The following is a 21,206-nucleotide window of genomic DNA, read 5'->3' as shown; positions in this document are numbered from 1 at the left end:
TCGCGGCGCGACCAGCGGAACACAAAGTCAGCAGCGGAAATCACGAATGCGGCCCCTCGAAACGTACCAAATCGTCTTGCCGATAGTGATGTGCCTCGTCGTGGCGGCGCTCGCGACGCGGGGCGTGCGCTACCGGTTCGCGCTGCTCGGGTTCGGCGCGATCGTGGGGTACGCGGTTCTGCAAGATCAGATCTCCGCGCGGCTGTGTCCGGAATACTTCACGGTGTTCCACAACCCCATTCCGGGCGTAACCGACCCGACATTGCTCGGCGTCTGTTGGGGGTTCCTGGGTGGTTGGTGGGGCGGCATATTACTCGGGTACGTCGCAGGGCTGGTCGCGACCGTTGGCTCACGCCCGCAACTCCACCCGCGCGAACTCGTGCGCCCGCTGGCCGTCCTTGTTGCTGCGGTCACCGGCGCAACCGCCCTCACGGGTGCGAGCGTCTGGCGGCACGCGGACATGCTCGGCGTAATGCTCGGCCCGAGCACGGCGGAACTGGTCCCGGTGGAACGACACAAGGCGCTACTGGTGGTCGCGTGTTACCACTTCGTCGCCTACGGCAGTACCACAATCGGCGGCGTGGCGGTGTGCGTCTGGATCGGGACCGAGCGCCGGAAACGCGGGCACCAAGGAACAGGTTCATGTCTACCGAAACCGTCGCGCTGATCGGACTCGATCGCGAAGAAGTGAACGACCTTAAGTCACGTGTCGCGTGCCGCATCGTTTCCTTCGACATGATGCCGAAAGTGCAGATCCGCGACCAACGGCTCTACCTCGCGCGGTTCGGCACCTGGGACTGGACCGGGCCGGTTGATAAGGTCGTGTTCCACGGGATCTTCGAGAACGATTTGCCGGGAATCACCGCGCTGGCGCTATGGGGCGGGCCGTGCTTGCCGAGCGCGTCCGGGCTACTCGATTGCCGCCCGCGCATCGCGAACCTGGCCCGCGTCCGGAAGGTGTCGCGATTCGCCACCCTGCCCCGCTCCTACACCGACGCCGGAACGACCTTCAGCACAGACACGCGGTCCGTCGCAAAATGGGGCGAATGGCACTGTGGCGAGGGGAAGGAGCGGTTCGCCGGCACATGGAACGCGGGCGAACCGTCGCTCATCGAGCCGTTTTTGGAAGGTGAGGCCGTGCGCGTGACGGCCATCGGTGACGCTCTGTTCCAACTCCGACTCGGCGGGGACGATTGGAAGAAATCCATTCACCACGCGACCGCGGCGTTCATGCCGTTGAATGAAGCACTTGCCGCGGATGTGTGCACACTTCGAGATCATTTCGACCTCGCGGTGTGCGCGGCCGACTACATCGTTTCCCCCGACGGGACACCCAATCTGCTCGAACTGAATCACGTACCCAATGTCACACAATTCCCGGAAATTCGTGCCGTTTATCTCGATTTTGCCGCGCACTGGATCGGTGGGCATTGAGGGGCGCAACCTGTCCGTAGAACGCCTCACCACTAAGATGTCAAGCGATTACTCAAATTTTGCAAAGGGGATTCGCTTCGATGGCCACCACTTCGATTACGCGACTCTACGGACTCGGTCTCACGCCCGGTAAACTGCGCGGGTTGCAGCGCATCAGCAACGCGAACGGCACGCTGACGATGGTCGCCACCGACCAGAACAGCTCCATGATCTCGATGATGAAGAAGGCGACGAAGGAGGCCACCGGCGCCGACCGCGAGCCGACCTACGCCGAGATCGCGGACGCGAAGGTGATGCTGTCGCGCGCGCTCGCGCCGCACTGCTCGGGCCTGCTCGTGGACGGGTTCTACGGCTACGCCAGCACCGTTTCCGCGTTCGCGGTGCCGCCCAGCACGGGGCTGCTCATCCGCGTCGAGAAGTCCGGGGCCGACAAGAACGCGGCCGGCGCGCCGTGCGGCGAGGTCGAGCCGGGCTGGAGCGTCGCGAAGATCAAGCGCTGCGGGGCCGACGCGGTGAAGCTGCTCGCGCAGTTCGAGCCGGACGAACTCGACTCGGCCGAGCGCAACTTCGCGTTCACGCAGCAGATCTACGACGAGTGCATCAAGCACGACATCCTGTTCCTGTTGGAACCGCTGCACTTCGCGTACAAGATCAACGGCGTCGAGGAAGCGAAGGACAAGGTCGCGGCGCGCAAGGCCAAGACCGTCATCGACACCGCGAAGTACCTGAGCCGCTACTGCGACATCTACAAAGCCGAGTTCCCCGGCACGTTCGGCGTCGAGTCGGACGCGCAACTGATGGACAACCTGAAGCGGCTCAACGACGTCTGTGTCAAGCCGTGGGTGCTCCTGTCCGCGGGCGTCGACTACGACAAGTACAAGAAGCAAGTTGAGATGGCGATGAAGGCCGGGGCCAGCGGCATCCTCGGCGGCCGGGCGTTCTGGAAGGAGTTCTTCACCTACGCTTCCCCGGCCGACCGCCAGAAGTTCGCCGAAACCGAGTGCGTGCGCCGCGTGCAGGAGACGGACGCGATCGTGAAGAGCGGCACGCCGTGGTTCGCGAAGTACGACCTCACGCTGGAAGAGTTGCACGGCATCCGCACGACGGACGGCTGGCACGCCCGCTACGGCGGTGGCACCGCCACCAAGGGCGCGAGCGGCCCGTCCGACCCCAACGCGGTGTATTGATCCTCACTGCGCCAGAGATAACGTGGGCGCAGTAACGTGAGAACGCCCGGTTGGTTCGGAGAGCGACTGACGCTACTCCCCCGAACCAACCGGGCGTTCGATTTTGTACCGCTAAGCCCTCGACGGCACTCAAACCTTACCCGACTGCGATCCCGCCCAGAATGTCCCAGGGCAGCGCGTAAGCGAGTTCGATCGGGGTCACGTCGATTCCACGGAACGCCCGCAGTTGCGGCGCTCCGCTGGTCAACCCGGTTGCCACGATGTCGGCGATCCCATCACGGTTCACGTCCGCCGTTGCAAGCCCGAAGCCCGAGTAACCCGACGACGGGTACGACTGGAAGCTCACGCGGGTCGAACCATCCGCACTAAACACCTTCACGTGCGATGTTCCCACAGCTTGCGTCACGACCTCGGATACACCGTCCCCGTTCACATCCGCCGCCGAGACTCGCACGCCACCAGTGAATCCGTTGTACGCCTGGAAACTCGCCAACAGCTCCCGCGTTCGACCGGAGAGCGCCTTCACGTGGCCATTCGCTGCTCCCGCCCCAGCGCCCGTGATGATATCCGCGAACCCATCACGGTTCACGTCCCCGGCGACAACCGATACGCCGCCCCGGAACGTACTGTCGAAGGTCAAGAAACTAGCGAGTTCCTCACCCTGCAAAAAAGTGCGTCCCGCAAGTTCGTTGTTCGGAGGGTAACTTATTACTGTGCCGTCGGCCCCAGCGTAAACCGATACCCCAGTCGGAAGCATGTGCGCGGTCACGTTAAACACTTTGACGTGACCGCCCGGAGCGCCCGCTCCGGCCCCGGTCACGATGTCCCCGAACCCGTCACCGTTTACGTCACCGACCGCAACCGCGATCCCGCCGTTGAACCCCCGATACGCCAAGAAGTTTGCCAATTCCGCACCCGTCGCACCGTCGAACGCGCGCACGTGCGTGTCGCCACCCGCGCCCGCGCCAACCACCAGGTCCGAGATCCCGTCACCGTTCACGTCGCCCGCCGCGACCGAGATTTCACCACGGAAACCCGCGAACGGCTCGACCCGCAGCACCTCCGCGCCGGTGCGCGAATCGATGAGCCGGGCCAGCGCAAGGCTCCCCGCCGGGCTACCGACCGCGATCACCGTCCGCGGGGTCAGTGGACCCGGCACCAGTGTGAGCGGCGCATCAACCTCGGGCGCGCTCTGGATCGTTTCGGGGGCGCCCAGGGAAGGCAGCAAAACCGGCACGCGATCGGGCGGTCCGACGACACTCAGATCCGCGGGCGTCAGGCGGTCTTCGAGAGTCTCGATCCCGAGGCGCGTCTTCAGCAGTGCTTGGTTGGAACGGGTCAAGGCAACCTCACTCGACTAACTAAGGGCTGGACGGAACGGCACCCGACGGCAAACGCGCTCCCCGGGCAATATCAGCCGCGCGTCTGTCTGTCCATTATCTCGCCACTTCTAACGCTCGGATTTGGTGAATTTCAAGCAAACCATACGTACTCAAATAAAAACGAGGTCCACTCACTGCACTTACATTTGCCTGTGATTTGAAGAGACGCTCGTAAGCAGAAAACTTGCGCGGGCGCGAAACAGATGGGCACCGTCACACTGAATGGGCACCGTCACACTGAGCTGACGGCGCAAAAGATGTGATCGGAATTGCAGAGGCATTCACCCCCGGCGCGCGGGGCGATTGCCCTCAGTGCCGTGCACGTCGGCTACCGCGCGTGCTTCGAGCGCGACGTGAAACCGGCTCGCGCCCCCAGTCGATGAAGCGTCAGGTGGTACGCTCGGCTCGCGGCCACAAGGTACGGGCGCTTCGCGAGCGGCGCTGGGGCGCGTACCTGCCCCCAGGAGCCGTCCCCAGATTAGGGAGCGCCGTACTTGTCGTGGTGCTCCAGGACCGCACCCGCGCCGTATCGCTCGAACAGCGGGCACCAGTTCTTCCGGTTCTCGGCCCCGGCTGCACGTGCACCAGAAGGACCGGCCAGGCATCCCGACGAAGCACCGGTCCGAGCCCCGCACCGCGTTGGCCTTGGCGGTCGAGTCAGGGTACCAAACGCGGATATGGCTGTTGACTATTGGCAAATAATCGTGAATCTGGTGACAGGACAAAAAGCAATCGGCACCAACCGTTCCCCGGCGCGCGAAGTGTGATTTCGCATTCGCACGACCACCACGCTGGTACAGCCGGTAAGTTTTTGGCAAGGATTTTCCCATGTTCCGGCTATCAGACGCGATCGTCGGTCGGACTTACAGGGCGGATGTGTCCGAAAGCTCATTACCCTCCGCGACGAGCAAAAGGAAGGAACCCGTTTGGACGACTACAGCAGCAATCAGAACAAACACTGTACGAATGAACGTCTTAATAAAGTGCGCCGGTTACTCGCCCTTTGATAGGGTGTGGGATCACCGGCTATCGAGGTGTGGTGCGGGACGGCGAATGGGGGGCGAACGGCGAAACCAACCCGTCTTACCAAACAGTTTGGGAAAATAGAACGCGGTACTGCATTCGCTAACACACAACAGTGGCAACAGATACTGAACTGAAATTATCTATTAGCTTTGTCAGACGCGCGATGAGTAATGAGTAGCCCGCAACTCAACCCCGTCTCCCGCGCGCCGGGTACTCGGCGCCTCGGGGTGTCGACCGTTGCCGTGATTCTGCTTGGCGCCGTTGCCTATTGGCAATGGGTGGGCGCCGCGGATCGGCGCGAGGACGCACTCCGACTCGCCAAGGAGGGGCGGTTGGCCGAGGCCGAACCACTTCTCCAGGCGACCGTTGAGCGCGACGGGAACGACGCGGAGGTCGTTGCGGCTCTCGCGCTCGCGAAATTGGGCGGAACCGACGCCGGCGCAGCGGAACGGTATCTGTCCAAGTGGTGCGAGCTGCGACCCACCGAAGCGCGCCCGTTCCAACTGCGCATGGACTTGCGGCACCGGGTGGCACGAGGGTTGGCCCTCCAAGCCGATCGGCAGCGCGTAATGGAAACGGCACTCTCGGACGGGCGCCGGGCGCTGGAACTCGACCCGACCAACGACCCGGTCCGGCGCGAGGTCGCGTGGCTCGCGCTTCAGGTGGGGCGATTCTTCGATGCGGAAATCGAGTGCCGGCGGTGCCTCGCCGCTTCTCCGCGCGACGGCTGGTTGAACTACCTCTTGGCCAAAATCTGCCACGCACAGGGGAAACGCACCGACGCCGAGGCCGCCATCGATCCCGTTGTGCGGGCACGGCCGGATTTCGCCGAGGCGCTGGTACTCCGCGCCACGCTCTACTACGAATCCGAACAGCCCGACAGCGCCGTCGCCCTGCTGCGTCAAGCACTTGCGTTGAAAGAATGCCCCCGCCGCGAGTGCCTGTACCGGCTCGGGCTCGCTCTGGCCGCAACCGGGCAGCCCGACGAGGCGAAGAAGGCACTGGCTGAAGTGGACCTGCTGAACCTGACGGGAGCGGTCGCGAACGATTACTTTCCGAACAACCCGGCGATGCGGGTTCAAATCGCCGAAGCAATGCTCGGCGTCGGTCGACTGTCGGACGCGAACGCGGAACTCGATACGCTCCTCGCCGCGGACCCCAACTTCGCCCCGGCCCACCGCGTCAAGGCAGTCTATTACGACCGCGTGGGCCAACCCGCCCAGGCAGCCGAGCACCGCCGGCGAGCCTCCCGAGACACCCCATGACTGCGACTACTCCCCGCCGAATCGCGCTCGTGAGTGCCCTCGGAGCCGTGGTGCTGGCAGCGGGAGCATTCTTCTTTGCATCCCGAAAACCGAATACAGACCCGACGCCCATTGGAACCGATCCTGGCCCCGAAGCCGGGGTGCCGTGGTTCGTGGACGTAACGCGGGACGCTGGCATCGATTTCATCCACTTCGACCCGACGACCGATGCGCACTTCATTCAAGAAACAATGGGCAGCGGGATCGGGTGGATCGACTACGACGCCGACGGGTGGCCCGATCTGTTCTGCATCCAGGACGCCCCGGTTCGCTCGTCCGGCAACCTGACCAGTAACCGCCTCTACCGCAACAACCGCGACGGCACGTTTGCCGATGTCACTGAGAAAGCCGGGCTCGTGCGTACCGGGTTCGGCCAGGGCTGCGCCGTTGGCGATTTCGACAATGACGGCTTTGACGATTTGGTCGTCACCTACATGGGCGGGTTGGTCCTGTACCGCAACAACGGAAACGGGACGTTCACGGACGTTACTGCGACCGCGCGGCTCACCAACCCTCACTGGGGAACGAGTTGCGCGTGGGGGGACATTGATGGTGACGGGCGCCTCGATCTCTACGTCTGTAACTACGTTGAAGTCGATATCGACCATTACCCGCTCTGCGAACGGGACAAAAAGCTGTTCGTGTGTCCGCCGACGAGTTTCCCGCACGTTCGCCACCGCCTGTTCCGCAACAATGGCGACGGTACCTTCACAGACGTAACCGCTCCCTCCGGGATCGCGGACGCGCCTCCGGCTCCCGGTCTCGGGGTCGTCGCCGCGGACCTGGACGGCGACGGGCGCCTCGACCTCTACGTCGCGAACGACCTCAAAGCCCAATACCTGTTCCACAACCAGGGAAACGGGCGGTTCGTTGAGAAGGGGCTGCTCTCCGGCGCCGGGTTGGGCGCGACCGGGCAACCCGTATCCGGCATGGGCGTGGAAGCATTCGACGCGGACGGCACCGGGCGCCCGTCCCTGTTCGTCACCAATTTCTACAACCAACCGAACGTCCTGTTCCGCAACCGGGGCAGCATGCGGTTCTGGGAGGGAGCGGCCGAAACCGGGTTGGCCGGCCGCCGGGACCGGCTCGGGTTCGGTACCGTAGTGATCGACGCGAACCTGGACGGGCGCCCCGACTTGGCCGTCGCTAACGGGCACCTTCACCGAGACGCCGAAGAAGTGTACCGCGCCCCGTATGCTCAACGCGCGCAACTGTTCGTTGGCACCGGCCCCGGATCGTACCGCGACGCATCGGACCGAACCGGTCCGTATTTCCGCGAACCGCGCGTCGGGCGCGGGTTGGCGTGGGCGGATTTCGACAACGACGGCAAGCCGGACCTGGTGTTCAGTCACGTCGGCGGTTCCCCGACTCTACTCCACAACCGCACCGAAACAACCAACACGTGGCTCGGGCTGGAACTGGTCGGCGACGGCACACGCAGTAACCGGAACGCGATCGGGGCGCGAATCGAAGTTCGGACCGCAAACGGGGCGCAGGTGCGGTTCGTGAACGGAGGGGGAAGTTACCTGTCGGCAAGCGAGCGCCGACAACTGATTGGGCTAGGCGCGGATGAATCTGCACGAGTAACCGTGCGGTGGCCTTCCGGACGCGAGCAGGTGTGCCAGGACGTTCCCGGGCGCCGCTGGTGGCGAATCACCGAAGGAGCGGACAAACCCGTTCCACTGCCGATTGCCGGTCGCTAAATGCGGCTCGCAAATCACGCAACATCTCTCGGAACGTGTTGCTGAAAAATCCATCGCAATCACTCGCTCATACATGTAACCTGATCTCGTCAGGTTGTTGGTGGTGCCGGCGGGTATGGCGCTCCTCCTTCTGTGGCCGAGAGCACGTGCGAGCCGCTCTGAACGAAGTGCATATCACGTTCGCACGCGCAGATGAGGTGGTCCCTTGAGCGCGATTGGAACAAAGGTCACGGCCCGGGTGAAACGGCACCCGCTACTGGCTCTCAGCGTGCTGCTCGGCGCGGTGGCGCTACTCTGCTGGGGGGGCTACCGCGGCGCGCGTTACTACGAAGCCCGCTCGCACTACCAGTCGGCCCAGGAACTCGTCGAGCGGCACGATTGGAAGACCGCATTGGAACACTTGACCGAGGCCCAGCGCCTCGCGCCGAACGATCCCGTGCCCCATCTTCTCGCCGCGCGCGCCGAGCGCCGACTCGAACATCTCGATGTGGCCAAACGGCACCTGGACACCAGCGAGCGCCTACAAGGGAGAGAAACGCAAGCCATTAAGATCGAACGCGCGCTGATCCGCATTCACGAAGGCGCCTTGGTCGAGGTGGAAGAGTTCCTACGCGGGTGCGTCCAACAGGACGACCCCAATTCGGTGGAAATCCTCGACATCCTCGCGGCCGGGCTCGAAATCAGCTACCGCGACGCCGAAGCCCAGCGGTGCCTGGACGATCTGCTCCGGCGCCAGCCCGACCACTTCGACGCGCTGGTACGGCGCGGGCGGACGGCCAAGAGCATGGGCTGGTTCGAGGACGCCGTCCTGTACTATGAAAAGGCCCTGGCCGTTCGCCCGGACGTGGACAGCGTGCGCCTGGCCCTGGCCGAGATCCAGGTGGTTCTCGGCCAGTTCGAGCGCGCAAGAGAGCACTTCGAGCGATTGCACGAACGGCAACCCAAGAACGCATCCGTCACTTTCGGACTGGCGCGCTGTGCGGCCGGTACCGGGGCGAACGAGCAAGCCCTTCAGTTGTTCAACCAGTTGCTCGCCGCGAACCCCAACGACTGGATGGTGCTGACCGAGCGCGGCTGGTTGGCCGTGCAGCTCAACCGGCCCCAGGACGGCGAAACCGACCTCCGCCGGGCCGACGCACTGGCCCCGCCTCACGTCCCGCCGACCCAACTCGTGAACTGCTTGCGCTTGCTCGGCAAAACCGACGAGGCGCGCAAATATCAGGAAAAAGTCGACCGCATCCAAAACGACAACAAGCGCGCCGCGGAACTCGGCGGACTGATCCGCGAAAAGGCGCCCGACGATCCGGAGCCGCGGTACGAGTTGGGCCAGATTCTGCTCCGCCAGGGCAAAGCGCGGGACGCAGTCCACTGGTTCGAGACGGCCCTCGCCAAAGACCCGGCGCACCGCAAGACACACGAGGCGCTCGCCGAGTTCTACCAATCGGTGCGGGCCACCGACCGAGCCGAGTACCACCGGCGCATTCTCCAGGGGCTCCCCGCAACGGCTTCGCACTAGCGCAGCGTCGGAACGAAATACCGACTCAAGGAACGTATCGATGCCCGGCAAGACAAAATGGGCGCTGATCGCCCTGCTCCCCATTTCGGTCGGTTTGTTCCTACTGATACCGCGAAACGTCCCTCAACCCGTCGAAGAACAGCCCCCCGAGCGAGAAACGCCGCTCGCACCGGGTTACTTTGCGGACGTGACGCCCGGTTCGGGCATCGATTTCGTGCACCGCAACGGCGAAGAAGCCGAACTCGCCACAATTCTGGAATCGCTCGGCGGTGGCGTGGCCTTGATCGACTTCGACGGGGACGGGTTGCAGGACGTCTTCCTCACCGGCGGCGGGTACTTCGACGGCCCCGATAAAAAGGGCATCAAGGGGCACCCGTGCAAGCTGTACAAGAACCTGGGCAGCTTCAAGTTCCGGGACGCGACGGTCGAAGCGGGACTGGACCGACTCGAAAGTGGAGCGCCCTGGTTCTACACGCACGGCGCGGCCGTGGCCGATTACGACAACGACGGTTGGCCGGACCTCCTCGTCACCGGTTACGGGCGCCTGGCGCTCTTCCGCAACGTGCCGGCCGACGGGAACCGGCGCCGATTCGTAGACGTCACGCGCTCGGCCGGGCTGACCGATTCGCTCTGGAGCACGAGCGCCGGGTGGGGCGATTTCGACGGCGACGGGTTCCCCGATCTTTATGTGTGCCATTACGTCAACTGGTCCTGGGCCAACAACCCGCCGTGCAAAGATTACCGCGACCAGACCCGGCCGGACGTGTGCGCGCCCAAAGTGTTCGAGGGCCAACCCCACCTGCTCTACCGGAACAACGGGAACGGCACCTTCGCGGACGTGAGCGCGGGAGCGGGGCTTCAAGTCCCTCGACCCGCAGACTCATATTCCAAGTTGGCTCACCTCTCACCCGCGGCGCAGGCGCGACTGGAACGGGCCGTGCGCGAGAAAGATTACGGGAAGGGTTTGGGCGTGCTCGTCACCGACCTGGACGACGACGGGCGCCCCGACATTTACGTCGCCAACGACACGTCGGGGAACTTCGTCTACTTGAACCGCGGGCACGGGCGGTTCGAGCAAATGGGTTCCGAGTGCGGTGCCGCACGCGACGCACTCGGCCGGGCGACCGGTAGTATGGGGGTCGATGCAGCGGACTACAACGGAACCGGGCGGTTATCGCTGTTCGTTGCCAACTACCAGAACGAAACCCATGCGCTGTACCGCAACGAGGGCCGGGGACAGTTCGTCCACGCGAGCCAGGTGTCCGGGATCACGTCACTCGGGTTGAACTTCGTCGGGTTCGGAACCGGGTTCCTTGATTTCGACCTCGACGGCCACGAAGACCTCGTCATCAGCAACGGGCACGTGGTTCACTACCCGCCCCCACCCGCCGACGTCAAACAAATACCCGTGCTGCTCCGCAACACCCGGCGCCCCGACCAAAAAAAACACGAAGTGCGATTCGAGAACGTTTCCCCTAAAGCGGGGCCGTACTTCCAGGTGCGACACATGGGGCGCGGAATCGCGCTGGGCGATCTGGATAACCGCGGCCGAACGGACGTCGTGCTGAACCCCACGAACGCGCCGGTCGCGGTCCTGCGGAACCAGTACGAGACGGACCACCACTGGTTGGGCATCCAATTAATTGGGCGCCCCTATCGCGACGCGGTCGGCGCCCGGTTGGAGTTGCAACTGGCCGACGGCGAAAAGCTCGTGCGCGCCGTCAAAGGAGGGGGAAGCTACTTATCGTCCGGCGACCGGCGAACCCTCTTCGGCCTCGGGTCGCGTGCCAAGATCGACCGTCTGACGGTCCGGTGGCCCTCCGGGAAGTCCCAGAGTTGGGAGGGATTAGCCGCCGATCGTTACTGGACACTGACCGAGGGAGAGGAGAAGGCTCACACCACCCCAAATCCGGGGCACTAAAAAATACGGGACTTTGTGGGGGCGCCTGGCCCACAAAGTCCCACTCGCTGAGCGAACAGACAACACAGGTCAATGAGATGGTTTGGGTTAATCCCACGTCAATTTGAGATCGCTCGTCGATTTCTCAATCGTCACTTCGACTTTCGACCGATCCCCGCTGTACTTACCGAATAGCTCGCGCTGATCGGCTGACATCTTTGGTGTCGCTCCCGGAACGGTACCGGGCTTGCCCGCATCGGCCGCGGCGTTGTGCATGATGAACACCTTGTGTTTCCCGACCTGTGCCCCCTTCGTTTGGGGATCGTAAGTGAGCGTGAAATTGCCGTTCTGATCGGTTTCCCCCATACTCGGTCGACCCTTCTCGGGCACGAAATGGATGATCGCGTTCGTAACCGGTTGCCCCTTGTAGGTGAGCGTGCCGGACACAGAGACGATTCCGGAATTTCCGCACCCGGCGAGGAACAAGCACGCACTTAGCGCGAGTGCTGATGTCCCAATTAACGAGCGGAACATGTGCAACCTCGGAGGAGATGACGGGATGACGACCGCAAAAATGACGAATCGGAATGATGCGTACCCGTCCCCCCGACAGCATTTGTGGCCGCCGGTGTGGTACGGGTACAGAGCCGAGAACGAGGATTACGGCGGGGAGACGACTTCGCCCCCGTTCCGGGTTCCCAATCCCAACCAAGTAGTGAGGTCGATGTTGTTCGGTACGAACGCCACGTGCCCGTCAACAAACAACACAACCACGCCGTTGGTGTGGGAACTGGTCGCCGCGCGGCTGTTCCCCTTGACCGACCAGTTCGGCGGTTGGGAACCGGTAATCAGCCCTTGGGACTGGTGGTGGACCCAGATGAACTCGTTGCACCCGCTGCCGTCGAAGCACCAGCTCTGGTTGGCCCAGTTCGCTTTTTCTCCGTAGTGCATGGTGTTACTCGTACCGTCGGTCACGTCGGCGATCTTGACGGTGCTGTTGATCCACCCCATCCCGTTGTACGCGGGGGCGCTGCTCCGTTCGGGGCAGCAGGTCTCGGAGAAGTTCGCCCGGCCCGAATCGTAGAACATCGCGTAATCTTTCATCGTGTTCTCGAACCCCATCTTCCCGCGAGGCGCCGACGGGCAGACGAACAGCTTCGGCATGTTGGTCGCAGCCAGGATGTTCGGGTTGGGCGAGCCGGCGCCCGGTAGCCCGGCCGGGATCACTGGTTGTCCGGGACCGCGGTCCGACCCCGGCGAACCCCAACCGGTGTCTTCCGGGACGTTCGGAGCGTAGGCCGGCACGTTAAAGTTGATGCTTTTGTAGAGGTTGTCACCTTCCACATACGGCAGAATGCGGGCCGCCCAACTGAAGGCCCCCCACGGGCAGCAACTGTTGTTCGGGTCGCTCCAACCGGACGCCCAGTTGCTGTTCGGGGTGGCCCCGACCCACGACCCGGGCGGCGCCCAGACCCCGGGCGGGAAGCTCCCAAGGGAGTCGTGGTGGTTGTGGGACGCGAGCCCGATCTGTTTCAGATTGTTCGTACACTTCATGCGCGCGGCGGCCTCGCGCACCTTCTGAACCGCGGGCAAGAGTAGCCCGATGAGGATCGCGATGATTGCGATCACTACCAACAACTCGATCAACGTGAAGCCGCTCGCGGGCTTGTGTAGCCGGCGGGCTCGGGGGGAGAGAAAGGCGAGCATAATAGCCTCGTGGCGCAATGAGGAGAAGAGATGGCGCCGAAACACTGACCCCGACAAAAAAGTAAGGGTCAGTTAATCAGGAGACTACCTGACCGAGTCGCGTGCCGCAAGAGAATTTGGTGAAATGCGAGAAGCTCCATTGCCATTTAGGTGTTACGCGCCCTTAGTGGTGGATTGGGAAGCTAATGCGGGGGTGCGTCAGGTAGACTCGAACAGGTTCACGAATGCTCGCGGTCTTGACTTCGACCCAACGGCCGCCCACTGCAAAGCAGTGGGTCTCGAATCGGGGAACGCGCGGGGCCAACCCGATGTGGTTCCACTGGGCGCGGGCCGGTGCCAAACGGCCCGCGCCCAGTGCACAGCTTGATCTCCCGGTCGTAGTGCTCGGTGGCCCGACTGAACTCGGCGAACTGCAACTGGGTCCGATCGGTCATCCCAGATCGTCGGTGACCCAGTGCGCAGCGCCACCGCCTGGGGCGGCAATCCCGAGGACGGGGCGTGATTCGACCTCACTCCGGGGGAACGACGTACCCGTCGCGCCGGTCGCCCAGCGCGTCGAGCGCGCCCGGGGCCAGCCCGTACCGCAGGTGCCTGACGCTCCCGTCGCCGAACACCGCGTTCGCGCCGTTCGGGTGCGCGGAACCGAACTCGTAGTCCATTTCCTTGCGCTCGTCGCGCCCGAACGGGCGGGAGGTGACGGCGATGATGTCGTTGTCCCAGCCGTCCGTAAAACCCTGATCGTCGCACCAGTCGCCCGTGGCGTACCGGTCCGGGTGGAGCCGCTTCTCGCTGATGACCAGCGTGGTGCTCAACCCGTCGGTGGCGCTCGCGGTCGTGGTGCGCAACGGGTTCCGCACGATCACCCCGAAGTACGGACCGGTTTCTCCGACCGTACCCCCGGTGCCCGTTGCGGCGGCGTAGTCGCACCCCGCGCGCGGCCCGAGAGACTGAGTTACGATGGTCGGCCCGCGGCGCGACGGGCAAAAGTAAATCGGGACCGGGGTGATCGGCACGGCGGCCGGACTCCGGTGCAGCGCGCCTTGCTCGATGAACGGCAGGAGTTGGAACGCCCACCCCGCGTTCTGGGCGGGCGGGGCCGCGGGAACCCCGTTGACGTAAGTCGGCGGGTCGGCAAAAGACGTCCCGCCGGTCGGGAAGTAGCCCACCGCGTCGTGGTGGCTGTGTAACGCCAAACCAATCTGCTTGAGATTGTTGGAGCACCTGATCCGGCTCGCGGCTTCCCGGACCTTCTGCACCGCGGGCAGCAAGAGCCCGATCAGGACCGCAATGATGGCGATTACCACGAGCAGTTCAATCAGGGTAAAGGCCGTCCGGCGCATTAGCGGTGCCCCTTGGAGACAGGTGCCGATCGGTCGGCGACAGGACCGCGAACCGCCCGAACCTACCCGGCACCTCTTCGCCCCATACTAATTACTGCCATTCAAATGCGATAGTAATATCAGCGCCGGCATCGACCGGGTGGTCACGCCAGCACGTTTTTCACCACGGTACCGTGTACATCGGTCAGCCGGTAGTGCCGCCCCTGGTGCTTGTAGGTCAGCTTCTCGTGGTCGATGCCGAGTTGGTGCAGGAGCGTCGCCTGAAGGTCGTGGACGCTGACCGCGTCGGTCGTCACGTTGTAGCCGAGTTCGTCCGTGGCCCCGAAGGTCGTCCCGCGCTTCATCCCGCCCCCGGCCATCCAGACCGTGAAGCACCGCGGGTGGTGATCGCGCCCGTAGTCCGTGGCCGTGAGCTTGCCCTGTGAATAGTTGGTGCGCCCGAACTCGCCGCCCCACACCACCAGCGTGTCGTCGAGCATCCCTTTGCGCTTGAGGTCCGTCAGCAACCCGTAGCACGCCTGGTCCACGTCCTTGCACTGCCTGCGGATCGCCCCGGGCAGGTTGCCGTGCTGGTCCCAGCCGGGGTGATAGAGCTGGATGAACCGCACGTTACGCTCGGCCAGCCGGCGGGCCAGCAGGCAGTTCGCCGCAAACGTGCCGGGCGTCTTCGCGTCCTCGCCGTACAGCTCGAACGTCTCCTTCGGTTCTTTGCGCGTGTCGATGACGTCGGGCACGCTCGTCTGCATGCGGAACGCCATTTCGTACTGTGCGATGCGTCCGGACACTTCCGGGTCACCGAGATCGTCGGCCTGAAGTTGCTGAAGTTCGGCCAGGCGGTCGAGGGCGAGCTTTCGCCCTCCCTCTGTGACGCCCGGCGGGTTGTCGAGGTACAGCACCGGCGCGCCGCCGCTGCGGAACTGCACACCCGCGTGGGCACTCGGCAAGAACCCGTTGCCCCACAAGCGCGAGTACAGGGGCTGGTCGATGCGGTCCTTCGAGATAAGCACCACAAACGCGGGCAGGTTCGCGTTCGCGCTGCCCAGGCCGTAACTGAGCCACGAACCCATGCTCGGCCGGCCCGCGAGTTGGTGCCCCGTCTGGAAGAACGTGATCGCGGGGTCGTGGTTGATGTGTTCCGTGTGAACCGACTTGATGAAGCACAACTCGTCGGAGACCTTCGCGGTCCACGGCAGCAGTTCGCTCACGGTCGCCCCGCTCTGACCGTGCTTCGCGAACTTGAAGACCGAGCCGGCCATCGGCAGTGTTGCCTGGTGCGCGGTCATCCCGGTGACGCGCTGCCCCCCGCGGACCGAATCGGGCAAGTCCTTACCGTTTAGCTCGTTGAGTTTCGGTTTGTGGTCAAACAGATCGAGCTGGCTCGGGCCACCGCTCATGAACAGATAAATGATGCGCTTGGCCTTCGGCGCGTGGTGCGGCTTGTCGAGGATACCCGCGAAGGGGTCGGGCTTCTGCCCGTCCGCGGCGCGGAGCAACTCGGCGAGCGCGACGCCACCCAAGCCCAGCGCGGACCGCGTGAGGAAGGATCGACGGTCAGGAAGAGAAAACATGATCGACTCCTATCACGACTTGCTCGGCAAATCACTCAGGCCAATACCGAAATAGGGGCGGAGAATATCCGCCTCGAAACCCGGCAGATCATGCTCGGGAACTCTAACAAATGTGCTATTATGATCCGGAGTCCACCATCTCTCGGCCCCCTCGTACCTCGCATTCAATTTGGAGTCTTTGATACGTTCAAACTTTCGGCCAAGCCATTTCTTACGGCCCCCATGAACATGTTTTGTAATTGCAGGTTCCGAAAATTTCCCCAAGAGGAGGACTCCTGGCGCCTGATTACCGTGGCAGAGGTAGAAGTAGTCTCCGATCTTTGCCACATCTTTGAATAGCTCGCCCTGAGTGTGGCGTGAGCTTCCCTTGCGTCCAGTCGGACCCCACACAAGTACATACCCCTCCTGGACATGCTGCTGAACGGTGCTGAGATCGGGGAATTCTCCACCACCAGCATGGGTACCCATCGATAACTTCCAGAAGTTTGGCACGTTGGTTACCTCCTGCGGATGCTGATTGTCGCTCACCGATCTTCATTGTAATCGTTGCGGTGATGCAAACGTGACAACTACCTTCGCATCACGGTTTCGTCGTGGTTGAACAGCACGTTCGCCAGCACCGTGGCGGCTGCGAGGTCCGCAACGGGTAGCATCACGTCAACGGGCTTCTCCCCGACGCCGAGTAGCTTCTTCGCTGCAGCCGGGTCTTTCTCGAAGAGCGCCTTCTGTTCAGCGAACAGTTTCGCCAGAACCGCGCGCTCCTTGTCGCTCGGCGCGCGGCCCGTCACGAGGCGGAACGTCCACGCCGTGCGCTCCTCCGCGGTCGCCCCACCTTCTTTCAGCGCCCGCTGACCGACGAACCGCGCGGCCTCTACGAACTGGACGTCGTTGAGCAGCACGAGCGCCTGGAGCGGGGTGCTCGTGCTCTGCCGTTTCACGGAACAGACGCTCCGGTCCGCGGCGTCGAACGTCGTCATGGACGGTGGGGGAACGGTGCGCTTCCAGAACGTGTACAGGCTGCGGCGGTACAAGTCGTCCCCCCTACTCTGCTCGTACCGCGGCCGGCCCATCGCGATCTCCTCCCACAGTCCCGCGGGCTGGTACGGCCGGACGCTCGGCCCGCCGAACTTCTCCACGAGCAGCCCGCTCGACGCGAGTGCCTGATCGCGGAGCATTTCGGCCGTGAGCCGCTTCACCGGGCCACGCGCGAGCAGTTCGTTGTGCGGATCGCGTGCCAGAACGTCGGGCGCTGTTTTTGACGACTGGCAGTAGGTGGCCGACAGCGCGATCGTTTTGAGGAGCCGCTTCTGGTCCCAACCGGTGCGGACGAACTCGCGGGCCAGCCAGTCGAGCAGTTCGGGGTGCGTCGGGCGGGCACCCTGGGTGCCGAAGTTGTCCGCGGTTTCGACCAGCCCGCGCCCGAACATCTGCTGCCACGCGCGGTTCACCGTGACGCGGGCCATGAGCGGGTTTTCGGGCTCCGTGAGCCACTGCGCGAGACCGAGGCGGTTCCGCGGCGCGCCTTTGGGAAACGGCGGTAGCGCCTTCGGTGTGTCCGCGGTCACCTTTTCGCCGAGGGAGTCGTAAGCCCCGCGCTTGAGGACGTGTACGGGCTTCGGTACCGGCATCTCGTCCATCACCATGATTTCGGCGATCGGGTTGACGAACGCGGTGTACGCCTTCCGCGCCGCGCGAAGTTCTTCCGCGGCCTTCTTCGATGGCTCGTGAATCGCGCAAACGAAATACTCGAAGAGATCCTCATCCCCCGGTTCGCTGACAATCTCGGCGGCCGTCAGAGCACGGTTATAAACGCGAAACTCGTCGACCAGACCGCCCTTGAAGCCGTTGTCGCGGAAGCGGTAGCCAACCGCGAGGTTCGGTTCGCCGCCGTAGGTGATGTCCTTGGTCAACTTGTCGCGGATCACATCCACTTCGAGCGGTTTGCCGTCGAGGTACAATTTCGCGCCGACTGCAGAACTGGACCCGTCGTAGGTCGCGGTAATGTGCGCCCACGCGCCCGTGGGGATCGCGGTCTTGCTCCGCACCTTCAGCGAGTTGCCGGGCCACATGTGGTGCAGCCCGAACGCGACCTTCCCGTCTTCCAACAGGAGTTCGTACCCGCGGCTACCGGCGTCGATCGGCGCCTGGCTGTGGTGAACCAACACCGCACGCGGTGTCGGTGCCGGTGCCCTCACCCAGAGGCTCAAGGTGAACGGATCGTCGCGGGTGAAGTGCCCGACGCCGGGGAACGTGAACCCGTTTTCGCCGGTAAGTTCGACCGCTTGGCCGAGCTTTCCGGGCACCAGTTTTGGCCCTTCGACGGCGCCCCCCGGTGTCTTCGCGTCGGCCCCGTTCGCGACCTTACCCGCTTTAATCTCGTCGAACGAGTACGACCCGACGAGGCCCGGCACGTCGAGTTTCGCCGGGCGCTTCCACTTCGCGAATTCGGTCTTTGCGACCCCGCGAGCCTTCACCAGAGCGTCTCGTTTCGCTCCAACTGCGGCACGCAATTCGGCCAGTTTCGTGTCCTGGGCATCGGTGGTGAGCAGGAGGGCCGGTACCGGAGTGGCCGCGGTGAAGTAGCTCGTCTGGCCGCTCTCGTCGATGTTCTGGAAGAACGCGAACAGCGAGTAGTAGTCCTTTTGCGAAACGGGATCGAACTTGTGATCGTGGCACCGGCTGCACTCGAGTGTCAGCCCGAGGAACGCGGTTCCGAACGTGGTCGTGCGGTCGTTCACGTAGGCCACGCGGAACTCTTCTTCGACGATCCCGCCCTCCTCGTTCTGCATGTGCAACCGGTTGAACGCGGTCGCCAGGCGCTGGTCCTTGGTGGCATTGGGGAGCAGGTCGCCGGCGAGTTGCCAGGTGGCGAAATCGTTGAACGGCAGGTTACGATTGTACGCAGAGATGACCCAGTCGCGGTACGGCCACACGGGGCGGGCACGGTCCATCTGGTAGCCGTGTGTGTCGGCGAAGCGGGCGATATCGAGCCATTCGCCGGCCATCCGCTCGCCGTACCGGGGGGAAGCCAGGAGCCGGTCCACGACCTTCTCGTAAGCGTTCGGAGCGTCGTCCTTTAGAAAGGCGTCGATTTCCGCGATGGTTGGGGGTAATCCGGTGAGGTCGAAGCTGACGCGGCGCAGCAACCGCTCCTTGTCCGCGGGGGCCGCGGGGCTCAGGCCCTCGCGCGCGAGCCGGGACAGCACGAATGCGTCGATCGGGTTCGTGACCCGCTGCGGGTTCTTCAGCCCCGTCGGGACGTCCGGTTTCGTCACCGGGTCGAAGGCCCAGTGCGTGGACCACTTCGCGCCCTGCTCCACCCAGCGCGTGAGCGCGTCGATCTGCTGGGGCGAGAGTTTGCGCTTCAGGCTCGGGGGCGGCATCACCGAGTCGGGGTCGGTGCTCGTGATGCGCTCGATGAGTGTGCTTTCCTTCGGTTTGCCGGGCACGATGACGCCGCGATCGAAGGGCGAGGCTTTGTCATCGAGACGGAGCTTCGCTTTGCGCGAGTTCGCGTCCGGGCCGTGGCACTGGAAACAGTAGTCCGAGAGCACCGGGAGCACGTCGCGGCTGAAATCGACCGGTGCCGGCTCCGCCGCCTGAGCAACGGGAGCGAGCGCGAGCACCAGCACGAGGCACGCGATTCGGAGCATGGGGTATCCCGGCGGCGCAGGAGAGGGAACGCGACGTTTTTGTGTGGGCGCGAGGCGCGGGCCGGACGGACCCGCGCCCGGTCAGGCGAGGATCTGGTTGACGACTTCGCCGTGGACGTCCGTCAGGCGGAAGTCGCGCCCCGCGTGGCGGTAGGTGAGGCGCGTGTGGTCCAGGCCCAGCAAGTGAAGGATGGTGGCGTGCAGGTCGTGGACGTGGACCTTGTCCTCTGCCGCGAAGTAGCCGTAGTCGTCGGTCGCACCGTGCGAGAACCCGGCTTTTACGCCCCCGCCCGCGAGGAACATCGTGAACCCGTGCGGGTTGTGGTCGCGCCCGTCTTTTCCTTGCGCGACCGGCGTGCGCCCGAACTCGCCGCCCCACACCACCAGCGTGTCCTTCAGAAGCCCGCGGCGTTTGAGGTCGGTGAGCAGCCCCGCGATCGGCTTGTCCACCTCGCGGGCGTTGGTCGTGTGGTCCTTCTTGAGGTTCTCGTGCTGGTCCCACTTGTAGCTGTGGGTACACTGCACGAACCGCACCCCGGCCTCCGCGAACCGGCGGGCCATCAGGCACTGCCGGCCGAAGTTCTCCGTCGCCTTGTCGTCGATACCGTACAGCTTGTGCGTCTCCACGGACTCCTTCGACAGATCCTGCACGGCGGGGACCGTGTTCTGCATTCGGAACGCCATCTCAAACGACTGGATGCGCCCCTCCGTAGCCGCGTCCGCCCCGGTCGCGCGCTCGCGGTCGAGGTCCGCGAGCAGATCGAGTTCCAACCTCTGTTGCACGCGGGGCGTGGTTCCCCTCACGAACGGCACCGTCACCTGGCTCGCCGCGGTGCTGGCGTTCCCGAGCGGGGTGGCCTGGTACGCGGCCGGGAGGAACGCGGACGAATAGTTGTTCACCCCGCCGTGCGTGAGGGTGGGACAAATCGTGACGTAGCCGGGCAGGTCGCGGTTCTCGGTGCCGAGGCCGTATGTGACCCAGGAACCCATGCTCGGCCGCACGAAGGTGTCCGAGCCGGTGTGCAGTTCGAGCAGCGCCCCGCCGTGCCGCGAGTTCGACCCGTGCATCGATTTGATGAAGCACAGATCGTCCGCGCACCCGGCGACGTGCGGGAACAGTTCCGATACCCACGCCCCGCTCTGACCGTGCTGCTTGAACGCGAACGGTGATTTCAGCAGGTTCCCGGTCGCGCTCGACACGACCCGCGGTTTGGCGAACGGGAGCGGCTTGCCGTCGTCGGCCGCCAGTTTCGGTTTGTAGTCGAAAGTGTCGATCTGCGACGGGCCGCCGTGCATAAACAGGAAGATCACGCGCTTCGCCCGGGCCGCGAAGTGCGGAGCGCGAGGTGCGAGCGGATCGCGCGGCCCCACCGCGCGCGGCAGGGGCGCGGGTTCGGAAGCCGCGAGCAGGTCGGTCAGGGCGAGCCATCCGAACCCGAGCGCGCTGGTCCGCAGAAGTTCGCGGCGGTTCTGTCGGAACATCACG

The 21,206-nt window shown here is 64.2% G+C and carries 15 protein-coding genes; 7 read left to right on the top strand and 8 right to left on the bottom strand.

Annotation, left to right across the window (positions count from 1 at the left end; translation table 11 throughout):
• Positions 1 to 46 precede the first annotated feature (46 nt).
• The 3 genes from VT84_RS10790 to VT84_RS10780 all read left to right on the top strand — a co-directional run bounded on the left by VT84_RS10790 (position 47) and on the right by VT84_RS10780 (position 2,621).
• Complete coding sequence (locus tag VT84_RS10790; RefSeq protein ID WP_082839532.1) at positions 47 to 667, top strand: hypothetical protein; 621 nt, start codon at positions 47 to 49, stop codon at positions 665 to 667.
• Complete coding sequence (locus VT84_RS10785) at positions 643 to 1,434, top strand: hypothetical protein (protein WP_082839531.1); 792 nt, start codon at positions 643 to 645, stop codon at positions 1,432 to 1,434. Before VT84_RS10790 ends, VT84_RS10785 begins: the two co-directional genes overlap by 25 nt.
• 80 nt (positions 1,435 to 1,514) lie before the next feature.
• Complete coding sequence (locus tag VT84_RS10780) at positions 1,515 to 2,621, top strand: tagatose 1,6-diphosphate aldolase (protein ID WP_082839530.1); 1,107 nt, start codon at positions 1,515 to 1,517, stop codon at positions 2,619 to 2,621.
• A 136-nt stretch (positions 2,622 to 2,757) separates the two neighbouring features.
• On the opposite strand, the gene VT84_RS10775 is transcribed toward VT84_RS10780, so the two are convergent.
• Positions 2,758 to 3,963, bottom strand: coding sequence for an FG-GAP repeat domain-containing protein (locus VT84_RS10775; RefSeq protein WP_082839529.1), 1,206 nt, complete (start codon positions 3,961 to 3,963; stop codon positions 2,758 to 2,760).
• A 1,236-nt stretch (positions 3,964 to 5,199) separates the two neighbouring features.
• On the opposite strand from VT84_RS10775, the gene VT84_RS10770 reads away from it, so the two are divergent.
• From VT84_RS10770 to VT84_RS10755, 4 genes are all read left to right on the top strand, one after another.
• A complete protein-coding gene (locus VT84_RS10770) occupies positions 5,200 to 6,294 on the top strand; it encodes a tetratricopeptide repeat protein (RefSeq protein WP_082839528.1) in 1,095 nt (364 codons plus the stop codon).
• Positions 6,291 to 8,036 carry a CRTAC1 family protein gene (locus tag VT84_RS10765; protein WP_082839527.1) on the top strand — a complete coding sequence of 582 codons (1,746 nt, stop codon included), beginning with the start codon at positions 6,291 to 6,293 and terminating at the stop codon, positions 8,034 to 8,036. Before VT84_RS10770 ends, VT84_RS10765 begins: the two co-directional genes overlap by 4 nt.
• A gap of 205 nt (positions 8,037 to 8,241) precedes the next feature.
• Positions 8,242 to 9,552 carry a tetratricopeptide repeat protein gene (locus tag VT84_RS10760; protein ID WP_082839526.1) on the top strand — a complete coding sequence of 437 codons (1,311 nt, stop codon included), beginning with the start codon at positions 8,242 to 8,244 and terminating at the stop codon, positions 9,550 to 9,552.
• Between the two features lie 40 nt (positions 9,553 to 9,592).
• A complete protein-coding gene (locus VT84_RS10755) occupies positions 9,593 to 11,473 on the top strand; it encodes a CRTAC1 family protein (protein ID WP_082839525.1) in 1,881 nt (626 codons plus the stop codon).
• 87 nt (positions 11,474 to 11,560) lie between these two features.
• On the opposite strand, the gene VT84_RS10750 is transcribed toward VT84_RS10755, so the two are convergent.
• The 7 genes from VT84_RS10750 to VT84_RS10715 form a co-directional block, all read right to left on the bottom strand.
• Positions 11,561 to 11,986, bottom strand: coding sequence for a hypothetical protein (locus VT84_RS10750; protein ID WP_157469411.1), 426 nt, complete (start codon positions 11,984 to 11,986; stop codon positions 11,561 to 11,563).
• Between the two features lie 126 nt (positions 11,987 to 12,112).
• Complete coding sequence (locus tag VT84_RS10745) at positions 12,113 to 13,159, bottom strand: DUF1559 domain-containing protein (RefSeq protein ID WP_052559787.1); 1,047 nt, start codon at positions 13,157 to 13,159, stop codon at positions 12,113 to 12,115.
• A gap of 509 nt (positions 13,160 to 13,668) precedes the next feature.
• A complete protein-coding gene (locus VT84_RS10735) occupies positions 13,669 to 14,499 on the bottom strand; it encodes a DUF1559 domain-containing protein (RefSeq protein ID WP_082843264.1) in 831 nt (276 codons plus the stop codon).
• 143 nt (positions 14,500 to 14,642) lie between these two features.
• Positions 14,643 to 16,067 (bottom strand): DUF1501 domain-containing protein, encoded by a 1,425-nt coding sequence (locus VT84_RS10730; RefSeq protein WP_082839524.1) that lies wholly within the window; start codon positions 16,065 to 16,067, stop codon positions 14,643 to 14,645.
• A gap of 12 nt (positions 16,068 to 16,079) precedes the next feature.
• Positions 16,080 to 16,559 (bottom strand): hypothetical protein, encoded by a 480-nt coding sequence (locus VT84_RS10725; RefSeq protein ID WP_157469409.1) that lies wholly within the window; start codon positions 16,557 to 16,559, stop codon positions 16,080 to 16,082.
• A 77-nt stretch (positions 16,560 to 16,636) separates the two neighbouring features.
• Positions 16,637 to 19,720, bottom strand: coding sequence for a DUF1553 domain-containing protein (locus tag VT84_RS10720; RefSeq protein ID WP_082839522.1), 3,084 nt, complete (start codon positions 19,718 to 19,720; stop codon positions 16,637 to 16,639).
• Positions 19,721 to 19,801: 81 nt separating this feature from the next.
• Complete coding sequence (locus VT84_RS10715; RefSeq protein ID WP_082843263.1) at positions 19,802 to 21,202, bottom strand: DUF1501 domain-containing protein; 1,401 nt, start codon at positions 21,200 to 21,202, stop codon at positions 19,802 to 19,804.
• Positions 21,203 to 21,206: the final 4 nt, after the last annotated feature.

The sequence above is a fragment of the Gemmata sp. SH-PL17 genome (assembly GCF_001610855.1).
GTDB classification, from domain to species: Bacteria; Planctomycetota; Planctomycetia; order Gemmatales; family Gemmataceae; genus Gemmata; species Gemmata massiliana.
Note: the sequence above shows the minus strand (reverse complement) of the source record. Positions and strands in the feature narration are given on the sequence as shown.

Coding starts and splice junctions, on each gene's coding strand:
- VT84_RS10790 (WP_082839532.1), top strand. CDS start 47: ATGCGGCCCCTCGAAACGTACCAAATCGTCTTGCCGATAGTGATGTGC.
- VT84_RS10745 (WP_052559787.1), bottom strand. CDS start 13,159: ATGCTCGCCTTTCTCTCCCCCCGAGCCCGCCGGCTACACAAGCCCGCG.
- VT84_RS10715 (WP_082843263.1), bottom strand. CDS start 21,202: ATGTTCCGACAGAACCGCCGCGAACTTCTGCGGACCAGCGCGCTCGGG.
- VT84_RS10780 (WP_082839530.1), top strand. CDS start 1,515: ATGGCCACCACTTCGATTACGCGACTCTACGGACTCGGTCTCACGCCC.
- VT84_RS10720 (WP_082839522.1), bottom strand. CDS start 19,720: ATGCTCCGAATCGCGTGCCTCGTGCTGGTGCTCGCGCTCGCTCCCGTT.
- VT84_RS10730 (WP_082839524.1), bottom strand. CDS start 16,067: ATGTTTTCTCTTCCTGACCGTCGATCCTTCCTCACGCGGTCCGCGCTG.
- VT84_RS10785 (WP_082839531.1), top strand. CDS start 643: ATGTCTACCGAAACCGTCGCGCTGATCGGACTCGATCGCGAAGAAGTG.
- VT84_RS10765 (WP_082839527.1), top strand. CDS start 6,291: ATGACTGCGACTACTCCCCGCCGAATCGCGCTCGTGAGTGCCCTCGGA.
- VT84_RS10750 (WP_157469411.1), bottom strand. CDS start 11,986: ATGTTCCGCTCGTTAATTGGGACATCAGCACTCGCGCTAAGTGCGTGC.
- VT84_RS10735 (WP_082843264.1), bottom strand. CDS start 14,499: ATGCGCCGGACGGCCTTTACCCTGATTGAACTGCTCGTGGTAATCGCC.
- VT84_RS10755 (WP_082839525.1), top strand. CDS start 9,593: ATGCCCGGCAAGACAAAATGGGCGCTGATCGCCCTGCTCCCCATTTCG.
- VT84_RS10770 (WP_082839528.1), top strand. CDS start 5,200: ATGAGTAGCCCGCAACTCAACCCCGTCTCCCGCGCGCCGGGTACTCGG.